Annotated in this window: 9 protein-coding genes; 1 reads left to right on the top strand and 8 read right to left on the bottom strand. The window is 72.6% G+C overall.

Features of this window, described 5'->3' with window-relative positions:
* Positions 1–68 precede the first annotated feature (68 nt).
* The 8 genes from ACZ4EG_RS29255 to ACZ4EG_RS29290 all read right to left on the bottom strand — a co-directional run bounded on the left by ACZ4EG_RS29255 (position 69) and on the right by ACZ4EG_RS29290 (position 15,090).
* Complete coding sequence (locus ACZ4EG_RS29255) at positions 69–1,871, bottom strand: GMC family oxidoreductase N-terminal domain-containing protein (protein WP_467792707.1); 1,803 nt, start codon at positions 1,869–1,871, stop codon at positions 69–71.
* A gap of 33 nt (positions 1,872–1,904) precedes the next feature.
* Positions 1,905–3,530 carry a succinic semialdehyde dehydrogenase gene (locus ACZ4EG_RS29260; RefSeq protein ID WP_467792708.1) on the bottom strand — a complete coding sequence of 542 codons (1,626 nt, stop codon included), beginning with the start codon at positions 3,528–3,530 and terminating at the stop codon, positions 1,905–1,907.
* A 137-nt stretch (positions 3,531–3,667) separates the two neighbouring features.
* Positions 3,668–4,576 carry a serine/threonine-protein kinase gene (locus ACZ4EG_RS29265; protein ID WP_467792709.1) on the bottom strand — a complete coding sequence of 303 codons (909 nt, stop codon included), beginning with the start codon at positions 4,574–4,576 and terminating at the stop codon, positions 3,668–3,670.
* Positions 4,577–4,760: 184 nt separating this feature from the next.
* Positions 4,761–6,347, bottom strand: coding sequence for a serine/threonine-protein kinase (locus ACZ4EG_RS29270; RefSeq protein ID WP_467792710.1), 1,587 nt, complete (start codon positions 6,345–6,347; stop codon positions 4,761–4,763).
* Positions 6,348–6,450: 103 nt separating this feature from the next.
* The gene (locus ACZ4EG_RS29275) at positions 6,451–8,112 is read right to left on the bottom strand and encodes a serine/threonine-protein kinase (protein WP_467792711.1); all 1,662 of its coding nucleotides are present in this window, start codon (positions 8,110–8,112) and stop codon (positions 6,451–6,453) included.
* Between the two features lie 58 nt (positions 8,113–8,170).
* A complete protein-coding gene (locus ACZ4EG_RS29280) occupies positions 8,171–9,958 on the bottom strand; it encodes a serine/threonine-protein kinase (protein WP_467792712.1) in 1,788 nt (595 codons plus the stop codon).
* 143 nt (positions 9,959–10,101) lie between these two features.
* Positions 10,102–12,882: a protein kinase gene (locus tag ACZ4EG_RS29285; protein ID WP_467792713.1), complete on the bottom strand. Its 2,781-nt coding sequence runs from the start codon at positions 12,880–12,882 to the stop codon at positions 10,102–10,104.
* 165 nt (positions 12,883–13,047) lie between these two features.
* The gene (locus tag ACZ4EG_RS29290) at positions 13,048–15,090 is read right to left on the bottom strand and encodes a serine/threonine-protein kinase (protein WP_467792714.1); all 2,043 of its coding nucleotides are present in this window, start codon (positions 15,088–15,090) and stop codon (positions 13,048–13,050) included.
* 172 nt (positions 15,091–15,262) lie between these two features.
* Between ACZ4EG_RS29290 and ACZ4EG_RS29295 the strand changes: the two genes are divergently transcribed.
* Positions 15,263–16,360 carry a serine hydrolase domain-containing protein gene (locus ACZ4EG_RS29295; RefSeq protein ID WP_467792715.1) on the top strand — a complete coding sequence of 366 codons (1,098 nt, stop codon included), beginning with the start codon at positions 15,263–15,265 and terminating at the stop codon, positions 16,358–16,360.
* The last annotated feature ends 1 nt before the right edge of the window (position 16,361 follow it).

The raw sequence follows: 16,361 nt of genomic DNA on the forward strand, positions 1-16,361 counted from the left end.
GAGAGGGACCTGCGCTCGGAGGGGGGCGCAGGTCCCTTATTCTCTGCCGTGCTGTCGGCCGTCGCGGGCTACTTCTTCGGCGGTACCGTCGGCATCCCCAGGAACGGCAGCCGCAGTGCGCCGAACGCGTCCGCCGGGACCACCGGGTTCGCCGGCTCCACCGGCTTCAGACGCTCGTACGCCACGCCCTGCGCCGGGCGCGGGTCCGCCTCGCCCTTGTTGGGCCAGTACGACATCGCCCGCTCGGCCTGCGCGGTGATCGTCAGCGACGGGTTGACGCCCAGGTTCGCCGACACCGCCGCGCCGTCGACCACCGAGATTCCGGGATGGCCGTACAGCCGGTGGTACGGGTCGATCACACCGGTCTCGGGTGAGGAGCCGATCGGACAGCCGCCGAGGAAGTGCGCGGTCAGCGGGGTGCCCATCAGCTCGCCGACGTTGCTGCCCGCGAAGCCGTTGATCTCCGAGGCCAGCGCGGAGGCCGCCTCCGAGGCCGCCCTGATCTGCTTCGGGTTGGGCGCGCCATGGCCCTGGCGGGCGGTGAGCAGGCCCTTGCCGACGCCGTTCGGCTTCAGATACGTCGTCAGGGAGTTGTCCAGCGACTGCATCACCAGGCCGATGATGGTCCGCTCCGACCAGCGGCGGTTGGACAGGGAGCGGGCTACCAGCAGCGGGTGGCGTGCCGCGTTCGCCAGCCAGGCCAGGACGCGCGAGGAGCCCTCGGCGTACGGGACCTGGAGGATCGACATGCCGCCCATCGCGTTGGAGCCCTTGCCGTAGCGGACCGGCTCGATGTGCGTGTCCTCGTCCGGGTGGATCGAGGAGGTGATCGCCACACCCCGGGTGAAGTCGGCCTTCGTGCCGTGCGCCTTGCGGTAGCGCCGGTCGTCGGTCTGGGCGCCCACCAGCGCCTCGGAGTTGGTGCGGGTCAGATCGCCCAGCCGGCCGGAGAGGTGGGGCAGCTGGCCGTTCGCCTTCATGCGGTGCAGCAGCGTCTGGGTGCCGTAGGTGCCGGCCGCGATGACGACCCGCCGCGCGGTGAAGGTGCGCCCCTTGCCCTTCTTCTTCTCGTCCGTCGGCAGGGTCGCGACCGCGTATCCGGCCCGGGAGTCGTCGGTGACGGACACGACCGTCGTCATGGGGTGGACCACCGCGCCCGCCTTCTCGGCGAGGTGGAGGTAGTTCTCGTTGAGGGTGTTCTTCGCGCCGTGCCGGCATCCGGTCATGCACTCGCCGCACTCGGTGCAGGCCTTGCGGGACGGGCCCACCCCGCCGAAGTACGGGTCGGCGACCTCCTGACCCGGCCGCGTCCTCGACTTTCCGTCGGCGTCGTCGCCGTCCCCGAAGAACACCCCGACCGGCGCCATGTGGAAGGTGTCGCCGACCCCCATCCGCTGCGCCGCCGCCTTCAGGTGCACGTCGGAGGGGGTCATGGTCGGGTTGAGCCGTACACCGAGCATGCGCCGCGCCTGGTCGTAGTACGGCTTCAGCTCCTCCTGCCAGTCGGTGATGTCCCGCCACTGCGGGTCGTCGAAGAATGCCTTCGGCGGTACGTAGAGGGTGTTGGCGTAGTTGAGCGAGCCGCCGCCCACTCCGGCGCCGGCCAGCACCATCACATTGCCCAGCAGATGGATGCGCTGGATGCCGTACATGCCGAGCCTGGGGGCCCAGAGGTAGTTCTTCAGGTCCCACGAGTTCTTCGGGAGGGTGTCGCGGGTGAAGCGGCGGCCGGCCTCCAGGACGCCGACGCGGTAGCCCTTCTCGGTCAGGCGCAGCGCGGTCACGGACCCGCCGAACCCCGATCCCACGACGATGACGTCGTAGTCGTACCCGTCCTCGTCCCGGGTCTGGACAGACTTCTCCTGCGACACGTGCTGCTCTCCTCGTTGAGAACGGGGTTCTGTCTAGCGGAAGCGGAACGCCTTCATCAGCCGGAGGCTCCGGCTCATGAACCGCGCGTACTTCTCGTCGTCCATGCCCAGCGACGGAGCCATCGGCAGCAGCCGCTGCTGGGCGACGGTCTGGGCCTCGGTGTACTTGAGGATGCCCTCGGAGCCGTGCCGGCGGCCGAGGCCGGAGTCCTTCATGCCGCCCATCGGCGACTGGACGCTGCCGTAGGCCGGGGCGTAGCCCTCGTTGACGTTCACGGTGCCGGTGCGCAGCCGGGAGGCGACGTCGCGGCCGCGCCGGCCGTCCTTCGTCCAGACCGAGGAATTGAGGCCGTACGGCGTCGAGTTGGCCGCCTCGACCGCCTCGTCGTCGGTCTTGAAGCGGTAGAGGGAGACGACCGGGCCGAAGGTCTCCTCCGCGCACACGGCCATCGGGGTCTCGACGCCGTCGAGGATGGTCGGCTCGAAGAAGTACGGGCCGATGTCGGGGCGGGCGACGCCGCCGGCGACCAGCCTGGCGCCCTTGGCGACGGCCTCCTCGACATGCCGCGTGACGGTCTCCAGCTGCCGCTCGCCGACCAGCGAGCCCATGTCGGCGCCGTAGGCAAGCGACCTGCCGAGCCGCATGGCCTTCGTACGGGCGGCGAAGCGCTCCAGGAAGGCGTCGGCGATCGACTCGTGGACGTACAGCCGCTCGATGGAGATGCAGAGCTGGCCCGCGGAGGAGAAGCAGGCGCGGACCGCGCCGGCGGCCGCCTTCTCGATGTCGGCGTCCTCCAGGACCAGCATGGCGTTCTTGCCGCCGAGTTCGAGGGAGACGCCGACCAGGCGGGCCGCCGCACCTTGCGCGACCTCGCGCCCGGTGCGGGTGGAGCCGGTGAAGGAGACGTAGTCGGCGTGCTTGACGACCTCCGGGCCGACGACCGGGCCCTCGCCGAGCACGACCTGGAAGACATCGGCGGGCAGGCCGGCCTCGATCAGCAGGTCCCGGGCCCACAGGGCCGTCAGGCAGGTCTCGGTGTCGGGCTTCATGACGACGGCGTTGCCCGCGACGAAGGCGGGCAGGGCGTCGCCGACGGAGAGTTCGAGGGGGTAGTTCCAGGGGGCGATCTGGCCGACGACACCGCGCGGGTGGCGCAGCTCGGTCACCTTCGTCAGGGTGGGCATGGCACCGGCGTGCCGCTTCGGCCCCAGGTAGGCGGGTGCCTTGCGGCCGTAGTGCCGGGAGGCGACGGCGACGGCCTGGACCTCCTCGTGGGCGTGCAGGCGGGCCTTGCCGGTCTCCAGCTGGATGAGGTCGAGCACCTCGGCCTGGCGCTCCAAGATCAGGTCGTGGAAGCGCAGGAGGACGGCCGCGCGCTCGCGTACCGGCCGCTGGGCCCAGACGGCCTGGGCGGCGCGGGCGGCCTCGAAGGCCTTGGCCACGTCCTCGGGGGTGGACTCGGGCAGATCGGCCAGCTTCTCGCCGGTGAAGGGCGTGTGGTTGGCGGTACGGCCGGAGCCGACCACGCCCTTGGTGAGCTGGGCGACCAGCTCCGGGGTGACCACGTCGGCGGCGGTACGGGCGCCCGCGGGGGCAGGGGCGAGGGGATTCGTGCCAGTGATTTCCGTGGCCTGTTCCGGGGCCTGCGAGTCCGTCATGACGCGCAGGGTATGCCGGAGCGGAAGCTTTGGGTACCCGCCGGTAACGGGGATTCACGGACTGCTCACACACCGCCAGTGACCACTGGCAGCAAATGCGCTGATCAGGGGTTGTGCGGCGACGGTCGTCCGGTGATTCAGTCCGCTCCCGGTTTTTTCGGGAGGAGCAGGCCGAGGGCGGTGAGCAGGGGGCGCCGGGGCGGGGGTGTCATTTCGGGCACGGGTACGGGGGCCGGTATACGCAGCGGCTCCGGCCCGGGTACGGGCTCGGGTGCCGGCGGCGGCGAGGTCACCCCGGCGATGTCCTCCAGTACGGCCGCCACCTCCTCCGCTCCCGGCCGCTCCTCCGGCAACTCCGCCCGGAGCCGCGCGAGCAGCGCCGAGAGCGATCCGGCGTGCTCGTGCTCATGGTCCACGGCGGCGTGGAGCAGGGCGCCCAGGGACCAGAGGTCGGAGGCGGGCCCGGCGCCGCGCCCCGCCAGCTGCTCCGGGGCGACGAAGCCGAGGGGGTCGCCGGGGACGGGGCCGTGGCCGATGCCGAAGTCGGTGAGGACCACGCGGTCGGTGCCGGATTCCAGGAGGACGTTCTCCGGCTTGACGTCACGGTGCACGATGCCGACGGAGTGCGCGGCGCGCAGGGCACCGAGGACGGCGAGCCCGACGCGCGCGGCCTCGGCGGGGTCGAGGGGCCCGCGTTCGAGGGCCGTGCGGAGCGACTCCCCGTGGACGAACTCCATGACGATCCAGGGGAGTCCGTCCTCGACCACGACCTCGTGGATGGCGAGGGCGGCGGGGTGGTCGACGCGGGAGGCGGCCCGCGCCTCGTGGTGCAGCCGGTGGACGCCCCGCCGGTGGTCCTCGTCCTCCGGGTCACCGGTGAGCCGGAGCTCCTTGACGGCGACGTCCCGCTCCCCCGCCTCGTCGCGCGCCCGCCACACGGTGCCCGTCGTGCCGGAGCCGATGCGCTCGGTCAGCCGGTAGCGTCCGCCGAGCAGAAACCCGCCGGATTCGCGTCCGTCGGGCGCGTGTTCGCCGTCTTCGCTCATGCCTCATGAGTACCGTGCGTACCGGGCTCTTGTCGAAGCGGGCGGCACGGGGACCGCCAACTCCCGCCCGTCCGCCGCCGGTTCGAGCACTCGCCAACTCCCGTGCGTCCACTGCCCGTTCGAGCACTCACCAACTCCCGTGCGCCCACTGCCCGTTCGAGCACTCGCCGGGGCCCCGGCGCGGTCAGAGCCTGTCGACGCCCAGGTTCGCGATCGACGTCTTCGCCACCTCCCGGCCCCGGGCGGTGAAGTCGCCCCTGCCCGGGTAGCTGATGGTGAGCTTGTACATGTCCCCGGCCTTGGTCCGGTAGTAGAAGATCTGCAGTTCGCGCAGGCGCGGGTTCTGGCTGTCGTCGGTCGTGTAGACGACGGTGTTCATCGCCGCCTGCCTGCCGTGGTACTTGGCATCGCCGTCGACGTGCGTCCTCGGCCCCTTGGGCATGCCGACGGTGTACTCGCCGTCGCTCTTGAACTTCTCGTTGTCGGCGTACATCTGGGCCGGCGCGGAGTTCTTGATCTCGTGGAGCGAGTCGTCGGACTTCCTGGACAGCTTCAGGGCGATCCAGATGGCACCGCTCTCGTCGGTGTAGGTGACCCAGTCCTTGTCGGAGTCGTTCTTGGCCGGTTGCCCCGGCCTGTATGTGTCGGGGAACGCCACCGTCGCGCCCAGCCGGGGGCTCGCGGCCTTCTTCCAGCCGTCGGGGAGCGGCCCCGCGAAGGGGTCGGCGAGCACCAGGTACCCCGCCACCGCCGCCGCGACGACCAGCGCGCCGACGCCGAGCCACGCCTTGCGGCCGAGTCGACGGGAAGGCGCGGCGGGCCCGGCGACCTGCACGACCCGGGTGGGCTCCGGGGCGGGCGGGTTCGCGGCCGTCTCCAGCAGGGCGCGGACCCGGGCGGCGTCCGGGCGGTGTGCCGGGTCCTTCTGGAGGAGGCCGTTGATGACCTCGGCCAGCGGTCCCCGCGCGGAGGCGGGCGGCGCGGGCGTGGCGTTGAGGACCGACTGGAGGGTGGCCGGGGTGTTGCTGCGCCGGAAGGGCGAGACGCCCTCCGTGGCCGCGTACAGGACCACGCCCAGCGACCACAGATCGCTCGCCGGGCCGGGCCGCTGCCCCAGCACCCGCTCCGGCGCGATGTACTCGGGCGAGCCCACGAAGCCGCCCGTGTCCGTCAGATTCGTCTCGCCCTCGATCTGCGCGATGCCGAAGTCGGTGAGGACGACCCGGTCGTGCCGGCCGAGCAGTACGTTGTCCGGCTTGACGTCGCGGTGCAGAACGCCCGCCGCGTGCGCCGCCTCCAGCGCGCCCAGCACCTGGAGACCGATCCGGGCCGCCTCGCGCGCGTCGAGGGTGCCCTCCTGGAGGGCGTCGCCGAGCGTCCGCCCGTGGACCAGTTCCATGACGATCCACGGCTTGCCGTCCACGATCGCCACGTCATGGACGTTCACCACCGCCGGATGGTCGAGCCGGGCCGCCGCACGGGCCTCACGGCGCATTCGCTCGTAGGCGTTGGCGCGTTCACGCTCGGGAAGATGGTCCGGTACGCGCGGCTCCTTCACCGCGACCTCACGGTCCACCGTCTCGTCCTTGGCCCGCCACACCGTGCCCATTCCGCCGTGACCCAGCTTGGCGAGCAGCCGGTAACGACCGGCGATCAGCCGCTCCGCGTACGGATTGCCCGGGTGGGGCAGGTGCGCGGGCGGGTTCGGCGGTTGCAGACCGAAACTCGTCGGCTCGTCGGCCCCTTGGCGGGCTCCCCCGTTGCCTCTCATGGGTCCATCCATATCGCGCCACGCGCCGGCGCTTCCACAGCTGACGCCAACCGGTCACAGACCCGTGACCCAGGATGCCGGGAATCTCCCGTTCCCGGCTGTTTCAGGACCGTACGAACGTGTCCACCGCGACGTCGAAGTACTCCCGCGCCTCCCGCACCTTGCCGACCGGCGCCGACACCCACACGTCGTACAACTGCCCGGCCTCCTCCCAGCACACGTCGTAGGTGTGCCGGGGTCCCTCCGCCGCGCTGAAGCCGTTCCAGCTGAACTCCCAGAGCGCGGCGGGGTGTCCGTTGTGCGTGGTCCGGGTGACCCGGCCGTCGTGGTAACCGGGGTTCGTGCTCGGACCCTCGGCGGCCGCCCGGTGCATCACGGCCGACGGGCCGCCCGTTTCGGGGTCGGACACCTTGATGCCGAGGCGGAAGGTCTCCCCCGGCGACATGTAGAAGATGCGCTCGCCCTGCGGCTTGCGCGTGAACCCCTCGGGTACGGCGACGGAGAACCCGCCCGGGTCCTCGGCGATGCGGTAACCCGAGGGCGCCGTACGGGTGTTGGCCGCGCTGGGGGACAGGGAGGCGTTGCCGGACGGGGAGCCGGTCACGGTGACCGTGGGGGTGACCGCGGAAGGCGTCGGGGCGGTCGCGGCCGTGTGCGGCGCCGAACTCGTCGGCACACCGCCGCCGTCCCCGCCGCCCCCCTTCATCAGCAGGGCCGCCGCGGACACGCCCGCCCCCGCCATCGCGGCGACGAGCAGCGCCGCCAGCAGCATGCCCCGCGTGGACTGCCTGATCTGGGGATCCACCCCGGGCGGCGTCGGCTCCGGGCGGGGCACATCGCGCTGGGTCGGCGTGTAGGGGACCTGCAGCTTCGGTGTGCGGCCCGAACCGAGCCCGGGCGTACGGCTCTTGCCGGACGTGCTCACCGGCGTACGCCCCGTCTCCAGGAACGCCCGCAGCATCCGCTCCGCCTCCGCGGCGTCCAGCCGCCGGTCCGGATCGCGCTCCAGCAGCCCCCGTACGACGGGCAGCAGCGGCTCGGCCTGGGCGGGCGGCCGGATCTCGCCGGCGACGACGGCGTGCAGGATGCCGCCGAGCGAGTCGCGCCGGAACGGTGACTCGCCGCTCAGCACCGCGCACAGCAGCGCGCCGAGCGACCACAGGTCGGACTCCGGCCCGGTCCTGACCCCGGACATCCGCTCGGGCGCGGTGTATTCGGGCGAGCCCACGAAGGAACCGGTCTCGGTGAGGGTGGTGGCGCCCGCGACCTGCGCGATACCGAAGTCGGTGAGGACGACCCGGTCGGTGCCGGACTCGACCAGGACGTTCGCGGGCTTGATGTCCCGGTGCAGCACACCGGCCGCGTGCGCGGTGCGCAGCGCGCTCAGCAGGTCGATGCCGATACGGGCGGCCTCGGCGGCGGCGACCGGACCGTGCGCCGAGATGCGGTCGGCGAGCGATCCGCCGTCGATCAGCTCCATGACGATGTACGGCCGCTCGTCGCCCTCGACGACGTCGTGCACCACGATGATGTGCGCGTGGCGCAACTGGGCCACCGCGCGGGCCTCGCGGAGGGTGCGGTCACGGTGCCGTCGTGCGTCGTCGTCCGAGAGGGAGTCGTCCTGGGCGAGCTCCTTGACCGCCACCTGCCGGCCCAGCAGCTGGTCGGTCGCCCGCCATACGACACCCATCCCGCCGCGCCCGATGCGGGCCTCCAGACGGTAACGGCCCGCAATCACACGGAAGTCGTCCCCCTCGGTCCCCATGGGCCCCATCATGCCGCACCGGACGGCTCCGCTCCGGGTCGCCGTCCGGCCAAGCCCGTCAGGACGCGTCGGGCTGCCAGCTCTGCAGCACCCACTTGAACTGCTTGCTCGCCTTGTCCCAGCCCTCCGCGGGCGAGGACATGTAGATCGCGTACTCCACTCCCTCGCGGGAGATGTACGCCTCGTCGATCGCGCGGCGCGGCCCGGCGACGTGCGGCGGGTCCTTCTTCAGCGCGTCCCAGGTGTACTCCCACAGCGAGGCCTTGCGGTCGCGGTAGGTGGTCTCCTCCAGGGTCACCCGCTTGTAGCCGACCAGCCGCTGGAGCTGCTGCTCCAGGTCCTGCTGGTGCCGGTACGGGTCGGCGAAGTCCGGTGAGGTGTCGATGGCGATGCGGAGGAAGTGCAGGCCGTTGTCGGGCGAGTAGTCGACCTGTCTGAGGTCGCCCTGGACCTGGTACACCGTGCGCTTCCAGTTCTTGGGCAGGGAGAGCTCGAATCCCCACGGGTCCTTGCGCGTCGTCCAGATGGCGCCATCGGGGCCCGGGGTGCCGGTGGCCGTGTCCGCCGGCGCCGGCGTGGTCTCGGACGCGTGGGTACCTGTGTCCCGCCCCGAGCCGAACTTCTGGTACGCCACCGCGGCCCCGCCGCCCACCACGGCGGCGAAGGCGACGACGAGGGCGAGCGTACGCAGACGGCGCCGGGGGCGGCCGGGGGCCGGTGCGGCCGTGGCAGCCGAGTCGACAGCCGTCGGTCCGGTCGGCGGAAAGCCGGGAGTGGTCGCGCCCGGCCCGTACTGCGGTGCGGTCCCGGGCCCGTACGGCGATCCGGCTCCCGGTGCGTACTGCGCCTGCCCGGCTCCCGATCCGTACGGCGACCCCGCTCCGGACCCGTACGGCGACCCCACTCCGGACCCATGCTGGGCCCCGGTTCCCGAGGCGTACTGGGGCCCCGTGCCGGATCCGTGCTCGCCCCATGAGCCGGGACGCGAGCCGTCGTGCTGCGTCGGCACATACACCTGCGCCGAGTTGGGCCGCCTACCTTCGGCCGCCTCGGCGAGCATCTGCTCCGTCTCCGCCGCGCCCGGCCGCTCGGCCGGATCCTTGCGGAGCAGGGCGGTGATGACGGGCCCGAGCGGACCGCCGTACTGGAGGTCGGCGGCCTCCTCCTCGACGACCGCCTGCATCGTGCTCAGCGGCGAGGTGCGACGGAACGGCGAGCGGCCCTCCACCGCCGTGTACAGCGTGGCGCCCAGCGCCCACAGGTCGGAGGACGGGCCCGGGTCGTGGCCGCGTACCCGCTCCGGGGCGAGGTAGTCGACCGAGCCGACGACCTCTCCCGTACGGGTGATCGTGGTGTCGCCCTCGATCTGGGCGATGCCGAAGTCGGTCAGCAGGACCCGGCCGTCCTGGCCGAGCAGCACATTGCCCGGCTTGACGTCGCGGTGCAGAACGCCGGCGGAGTGCGCGGCGCGCAGCGCCCGCAGCACCCACAGTCCGATGCGCGCGGCCTCGCGCGGCTCCAGCCGCCCCTGCTCCTTGACCGCGTCGGCCAGCGAGTTGCCCTCGACCAGCTCCATCACGATCCACGGGCGGCCGTCGTGTTCGAGAACGTCGTGCACGGTGACGACGGCGGAGTGGTTGATGCGCGCGGCCGCGCGGGCCTCGGCCCGGGTGCGGGCGAGCAGAACGGCCTGGTCACTCTCCGAGACGTAGAGCGCGGCGGTCAACTCCTTGATGGCGACCGCCCTGTGCAGCACCTCGTCGTGGGCGCGCCACACCCGGCCCATGCCGCCGCTGCCGATGGAGTCGGCAAGCCGGTAGCGGCCCGCGATGAGCAGGCCCTGCATCTGATTCACGTTGCCCCGCAATGCTCTTGACAGGGTCAGACTAAGGACCGGCCTGTCCGCATGGAACAAGCGGGGTCCCAAGGAAACCGCACTGTGACGGTTTTCGCTTCTGGTGAAATGAGGGAACCAAAGCGCGGGATGGTTCAGCCGGTGTACTTGTACGTCGCCGAAGCCTGCTCGTACAGCCGCGTCACCTCGTCCCGTTCCGCCTCCGGGCCACGGACCTGCACCACGTGGTAGCGGCCGCCGACGAGAATGGCGATGTTGCGGACGAACAGGTCGCGCCCCTGGTCGTCGGTCCAGGTGAACTGCCCCTCCGCCATGGTCCGGTCGCCCACCTGGATGGTCCGGAGGCCGGTGGCCGTGGCCCAGCTGGAGTCGCGGTACGGCTGGAGCTCGTTCTCCTTCTCCCGCTGGTAGGTCATCGGATCACTGCCGTACTTGGCCGCCCGGTCCCGCCCCGGTACGACGATGAGCTCGAAGTCCCCGTGCGCGTACACCACCTGTCCGAGCCCGTTCTTGGGCGTGCGGTCCCAGCCCTTGGCCACGGCGACCTGGAAGCCCTCGGGATCCTTGCGCAGGGTGAAACCGTCGGCGACGTCCGGGTCGGTGGTGGTCTGGGTCTCGGTGGAGGGGGCCGACTCGGAGGCGGACGGGCTGCTCGGCGCCCCTGCGCTCGGCCCGTTCGTCGGCTTGTCGCTGGGCGCGGGCGCCTGGCTCGCCTGGCCGGCGGATCCCGTGCGGTCGCCGCTCGCCGCGCCGCTGCTGTCCGCCTTCGGCATGAAGAGCATGGCGTAGGCGACCGCGCCGGCCAGCAGGAGCAGGATCAGCAGGAGGAGCGTGCGGCCCAGTCGGCGTGGGGACCCGGACTCCTGCTTGGCCCGCTTGTGCCGCCCGTGCGGGCTGGTCGCGGGCAGCCCCGCGCGCCGCCTGCGCACCAGTTCGCCGCGACGCCGCACGATGGGCAGCCGGCTCGGGTCGACGGGCGGGGCGGCCACGACATGCGCGCCGGCCTCGGGCTCGGGCGCGGACCGCACCAGGGACCGCAGCCAGCCGCGCAGTTCCTCGAAGTCCAGCCGCTCGGTGGGGTCCTGTCGCAGCAGCGACTCGACGACCGGCCTGAGCGGCCCGCACTCCTCCGCGAAGGCGGGCGGCTCCGCGCACACCAGTTGCACCAGCTCGGCCGTCGACTCCTCCGGATACGGCGCATGTCCCTGTACGGCCCGGAAGAGCAGCGCCCCGAGCGCCCACAGGTCGGTGGCGGGCCCGATCGGCGCCGCCAGCTGCCAGTTCTCGTGCACGGGCCCGGCCTGCTCCGGCGCCCATCGCTCGGTGACCGGCCCCACGACGGTCATCCGCACCTGCCGGGCCCGCTCGGCGGCGAGCGCGGTGGCAGGTCCGCGCCGGGGCGGCGCCGCGGTGGCCGGTTCGTCCCAGGGGGCAGGGGGGCGGGGGGTGTTGGTGGTGGCGTGCGGGGGGAGGGCGGGGGCCGGCAGGGGCAGTCCGTCCGCGTCGGTGGCCTGCGCCGGGACACCGCCGCCTGCGCCGACACGGGAACCGGGGACACGGCCCTGCTGCGGCGGCAGCGCGGGAGCGGGAAGCAGTCCGTCGGCGTCCAGGGCGGGGGCGGGACCCGTGCCCTGTTCTGCCCCGGGGGCAGGGGTGCTTCCCGGGGTGTTTCCAGGGCTGCTTCCCGGGGCGGTTCCGGCCGGAGGAAGGGCCGATGGCCGGCGGCCGCCCTCCACCCCGGGGGGTGTGTCGCCGGGGGCGGTGCGGGGGGATGCGCCGTGCCAGGGGGCGGCGTGGACGCCGTAGGGGTCGGCGATCTGGCCGGGAGGCGTCGTGTGCGTCCAGTGGTTCTGCTCCTCGCCCGGCCCGGCGGCGTACGGCGGCTGGGCCGGGCCGCCCGCCTGGGAGGCGGTGCCGGTGTCGCCCTCGGCGGGCTGACGCGCCCCGGGCAGCGCGGCCCGCCCGTTCTGGGCCCCCTGCACCCGGGCGGCAGCACGCGCGCCCGCGCGATACGCGGCGATCGCCCCGGCCCGCGCCGCGCGGATGTCCCCGCCGCTCTCCAACGCCCGGCGTGCGGGCTCCCCGGAAGCTCCGCCCGCGCCGGAACCGTCCGCCCCGGCACCGGGCAGCCCTCCGGCCGCCCGCGCCTGGATCGCGGCACGCCGAGCCGCCTCGGGATCGACCTCACCGGGGCCGGGCGCACCGGCGGAACCACCCGGACCACCGGCACCACGCCCGCCGCCCCCGGCGGTTCCGGCCGCCGCGCCGCCCGTCGGCCCCTCCGGGAAACCCTCCTGGACCGGCACCGGGTCGTACCCGCACAACGCCTCCTCCGCCGCGCCGACCGCGAGGCCGGTCAGCATCACGCGGCCGTCGTCGCAGACGAGGACCGTGCGGGCGGTGATGTTGCGGTGCACCCAGCCATGGGCGTGCAGGACCCGCAGCGCCATCAGGACGTCGGAGGCGACCTCGGCCGCCCGATACGGCGTCAGCGGCTTCTCGGTCAGCAGCGCGGCCAGCGGGCGTGCGGACACCAACTCGCTGACTATCCACAGCGAACCGCCCTCGGCGAACACGTCGAAGACCTGGTCGAGCCGCGGATGGTCGGGGATGCCGGCCGCGGCCTGCGCGGCCTCCAGGGCGCGCCGCACGGCCGGGTCGGTGGGCCGGCGCGTGGCCGTCCGTGCGGCCGGCGGGCGTCGTGACCCACGGTCACGCGCGGTGAAACCGTCGGGCAGTCCGTCCGCGTCGAGCACCTCCGCCTCGACGACCTCCGGCAACGGCACCTGCCGTACGAGGACTTCCTGCCCGCTGTAGGTGTCGAAGGCCCGGGTCTCGGTGAGTTCGTACTCGTCGGAGGGCGGCAGCGGCAGGCGGTAGCGGTCGGCGAGCACCCGACCCGCATAGTCCTCCACGTTGCCTCCCCCGGCCGCCCGGTTGGTCAAATCCGTTCGCCTTGCGGCCCGTTCCGCGCACACAGCTGGATGCGTACGGTCCGCAACCACTCACGATACGTGCCGTTGGCAATTCACATTGAGGGATGAGAGATTCTCCCGCCGTGAACCCCGGGGCCGCTCGGCTCAGGACTTGGGCCGGAAGGAGCCCGTCAGCGTCTTCCAGGTGTCCTTGCGCGTCTCGTCGCCCCACTTCGAGGCCTTCGCCGTGTACATCAGCGCATAGCCGAGGTGTCCGTTGACCACGAACCCGCGGTCTATGGTGCGGAACTTCGTGCCGCCGTCGACGTAGGTGAACTCCCAGTCGGCGGTGTTCCAGCTGCGGTAGTCGACCTTCTCTATGCGGATCCTCTGGTACTGGGCGCGCACCATGGCACCCTCCTGGTTCCTCCAGTCCGCAACCGGGTCGTTCTTGGGCGTACTTGTCCAAGCGACGAGCAGCTTCTGTCCGTCCGGCCCTGTGTAGCGGTCACCGGCGCTGTCGGTGGTCCGGTACGACCACCCCTTGGGCAGCCCTATCGAGTACCCCTGGCCGCCCTTGCGGGTGGAGACGGCCGGCGCGCTCCCGCCGTCCTTGGAACCGGACGAGCCGGAGGAGGCGGCGGAGCCGGGGGCGCTCGGCGTCGCCGCGGTCCCGTTCCCCGCCGTCGAGCCGTCCGCGCGGGTGCCGTCGTCCTTGTCCTTCTTGGTGTCGGCGCTCGCGTCGGCACTCGCCGTGACCTTGGAACTCCCGCCGCTCTTGGCCCCCTTGGAGCCGCTGCCGTCGTCACCGTCTTGGAACGTGATCGCCAGCACGGTGCCGATGATCGCGAGCGCGACCACCACCGCGATGATCACCAGCGTGCGCTTCGGCACCACGTCGGTGAGCGGCGCCCTGGGCACCGGCCGCGGCGGCAGGTCCGGCGGCGGCACCACGGGCCAGCCCGAACTCTGCTTGCCGCCGGTGGGGTTGGCGCCCTGCGCACCACGGTCCCGGGCATCGGACTCCGCGGCCGGCGTCGAGGCCGACCCCGCGGAGCCCGAACCCGCGACGCCCGCACCCTTGTTGCCCGCCGCCGTGGAACCGGCGCCCCCGGCCTTCCGGGGCGCCGAAGCCCCGGCCGCTCCCGACGCGTTCGCGCCCTCGACCCCACCGCTGTTCTTCGTCCTTGCCGCGGCCGCCGACGTGGCCGCCCCGGCCGCCTTGCGCACCGACCGCAGCGCCCCGCGCAGCTTCTCCCCGGCCTCCTCGCCCCGCTTGCCCTCGGAACCCGAGGGCTGGGCCGGCAGCGGAACGACTCTCGTCGCGTCCAGCGGCTCCGGCTCGGGCGTGTGGAGCACCGAGTTGAGCAGGGCCCGCGCGCCCGCGTCGTCGAGCCGCTTGGCCGGGTCCTTGGTGAGCAGGCCGTAGATGACGTCCCTGAGCGGGCCCGCGTTCTTGGGCTCCTCCAGCGGCTCGGTCATCACCGCGGTCAGCGTCGCGATCGCCGACCCCTTGTCATAGGGCGGCACGCCCTCGACCGACGCGTACAGCAGGCCGCCGAGCGACCACAGGTCGGCCGCGGGTCCGGGCTTGTGCCCCCGGGCTCGCTCCGGGGAGATGTAGGAGGGGGCGCCGACGAGCATGCCGGTGGAGGTGATGGACGGGTCGCCCTCGACCTGCGCGATGCCGAAGTCGGTGAGCACGACCCGGCCGTCCTCGGCGATCAGCACATTGGACGGCTTCACGTCACGGTGCAGGATGCCCTCGCGGTGCGCGGAACGCAGCACGTCGAGGATCGCGAGCCCGACCTCGGCCGCACGCTTGGGCTCCAGGAGGCCGTCCTCCCGGATGGCCTCGGCGAGGGACTTGCCCTCGACGAGCTCCATCACGATCCAGGGCCGGTCGTCCTCCTCGACCACGTCGAAGACCGTCACCGCGCTGTTGTTGCGGATCCGGGCGATCGCCTTGGCCTCGCGCAGGGTGCGCGTGATCAGGCGCCGCTTCTCCTCCTCGTCGATGTTCGACGGGAACCTCAGTTCCTTGACGGCGACCGTCCGGCCGAGGGTCTCGTCCTCGGCGCGCCACACCGTGCCCATGCCGCCGCGACCGAGCACATCTCCCAGCCGGTACCGCCCGGCGAGAAGACGCTCGCTCTTGTCCTGACGAGTGTCCTGGCGAGGTGTCCCCGCCCGCTCCGCCTCCGACATGCGTCCCCTCATGCAACCCGCCCTGACAGAGCCTCCATTGTCCCTCACCCGACAAGTGGTCAATGCCCCAGGGTGCCGGTCGCCCCGTCGGCGGGGCCCGCGCACCCGGTGACTCGCTGAGGCAAGCATTCCGGTTCCGGTGGATGATGGCCCCGACAAGGGAGGAGACAAGATGCCGCCGCTTCGGACACTGTCGGCGATATCGGCGTCCCTGGCCCTCCTCGTCGGCCCGGTCGCGGTCTCTACGGCAACCCGGGCCGAGGCGACCGACGCGGTCCTCCCGCTGTTCGTCACCCGGGGCAGGGCACCCGCCGCGGCCCTGCTGGCCCGCGACGAGGACGGCTTCGGCGACGCGCCCGCCTCCCACTACGCGCAGGCGGGCCGGGACATCGCCCGCGCGGACCACTTCCGCGCCGGCAGCATCACCAAGACCTTCATCGCCACGGTCGTCCTGCAACTCGCGGCCGAGCACCGGCTGTCCCTGTCCGACACCGTGGAGCGGTATCTGCCGGGCGTGGTGCGCGCGGCACACGCCGACGGGCGGCGCATCACCCTGCGTGCCCTGCTCACCCACACCAGCGGTCTCGCCGACTTCACGGCTGTCACCAGGGGCGCCATCCCCCTGACCCCGCTTCAGGCCGTGTCCATCGCGCTCGCCCTCCCTTCGGCCCGCCCGGGCCGCTTCTCGTACTCCAGCACCAACTACGTCCTGCTCGGCATGGTCCTCCGACAGGTCACCGGCCACTCCTACGCCGCCGAGGCCGAGCGGCGCATCATCGCTCCCCTGAGTCTGACGGGCACCTCCTTTCCCGGATCCCGCACCACACTTCCCTCCCCGCACGGCCGCGCCCACACGGCGAACGGGTCCGACGTCACCGAACTCGACCCGCGCGTGGCCGGCGCGGCGGGCGAGCTGGTGACCACGCTCGACGATCTGGACCGCTTCTACGCGGCCCTGCTGGGCGGCGAGCTGCTGCCCCCGCGCCTGCTGCGCGAGATGCTCAACACCCGCACCGCACACGGCTCGTACGGTTTGGGGATATTTCCGACGAAGCTTCCGTGCGGCACCACGGTGTGGGGACACAACGGCCGTATCTCCGGCAGCTATGTGCGCACCGCGGCCACCGTCGACGGAAGCCGTGTCCTCACCTTCCGCGTGAACACGGACAGGATGGCGAAACCGAGCCTCGAACCCGCGCTGCTCGCGGCCGAGTTCTGCCCCCGCATCGAGTACAACGAGCGGGTCCCGAACGAAGATCCCGCCTCATAAC

The sequence above is a fragment of the Streptomyces sp. NPDC025638 genome (assembly GCF_055558775.1).

Coding starts and splice junctions, on each gene's coding strand:
- ACZ4EG_RS29260 (WP_467792708.1), bottom strand. CDS start 3,530: ATGACGGACTCGCAGGCCCCGGAACAGGCCACGGAAATCACTGGCACG.
- ACZ4EG_RS29265 (WP_467792709.1), bottom strand. CDS start 4,576: ATGAGCGAAGACGGCGAACACGCGCCCGACGGACGCGAATCCGGCGGG.
- ACZ4EG_RS29270 (WP_467792710.1), bottom strand. CDS start 6,347: ATGAGAGGCAACGGGGGAGCCCGCCAAGGGGCCGACGAGCCGACGAGT.
- ACZ4EG_RS29275 (WP_467792711.1), bottom strand. CDS start 8,112: ATGGGGACCGAGGGGGACGACTTCCGTGTGATTGCGGGCCGTTACCGT.
- ACZ4EG_RS29280 (WP_467792712.1), bottom strand. CDS start 9,958: ATGCAGGGCCTGCTCATCGCGGGCCGCTACCGGCTTGCCGACTCCATC.
- ACZ4EG_RS29290 (WP_467792714.1), bottom strand. CDS start 15,090: ATGTCGGAGGCGGAGCGGGCGGGGACACCTCGCCAGGACACTCGTCAG.
- ACZ4EG_RS29295 (WP_467792715.1), top strand. CDS start 15,263: ATGCCGCCGCTTCGGACACTGTCGGCGATATCGGCGTCCCTGGCCCTC.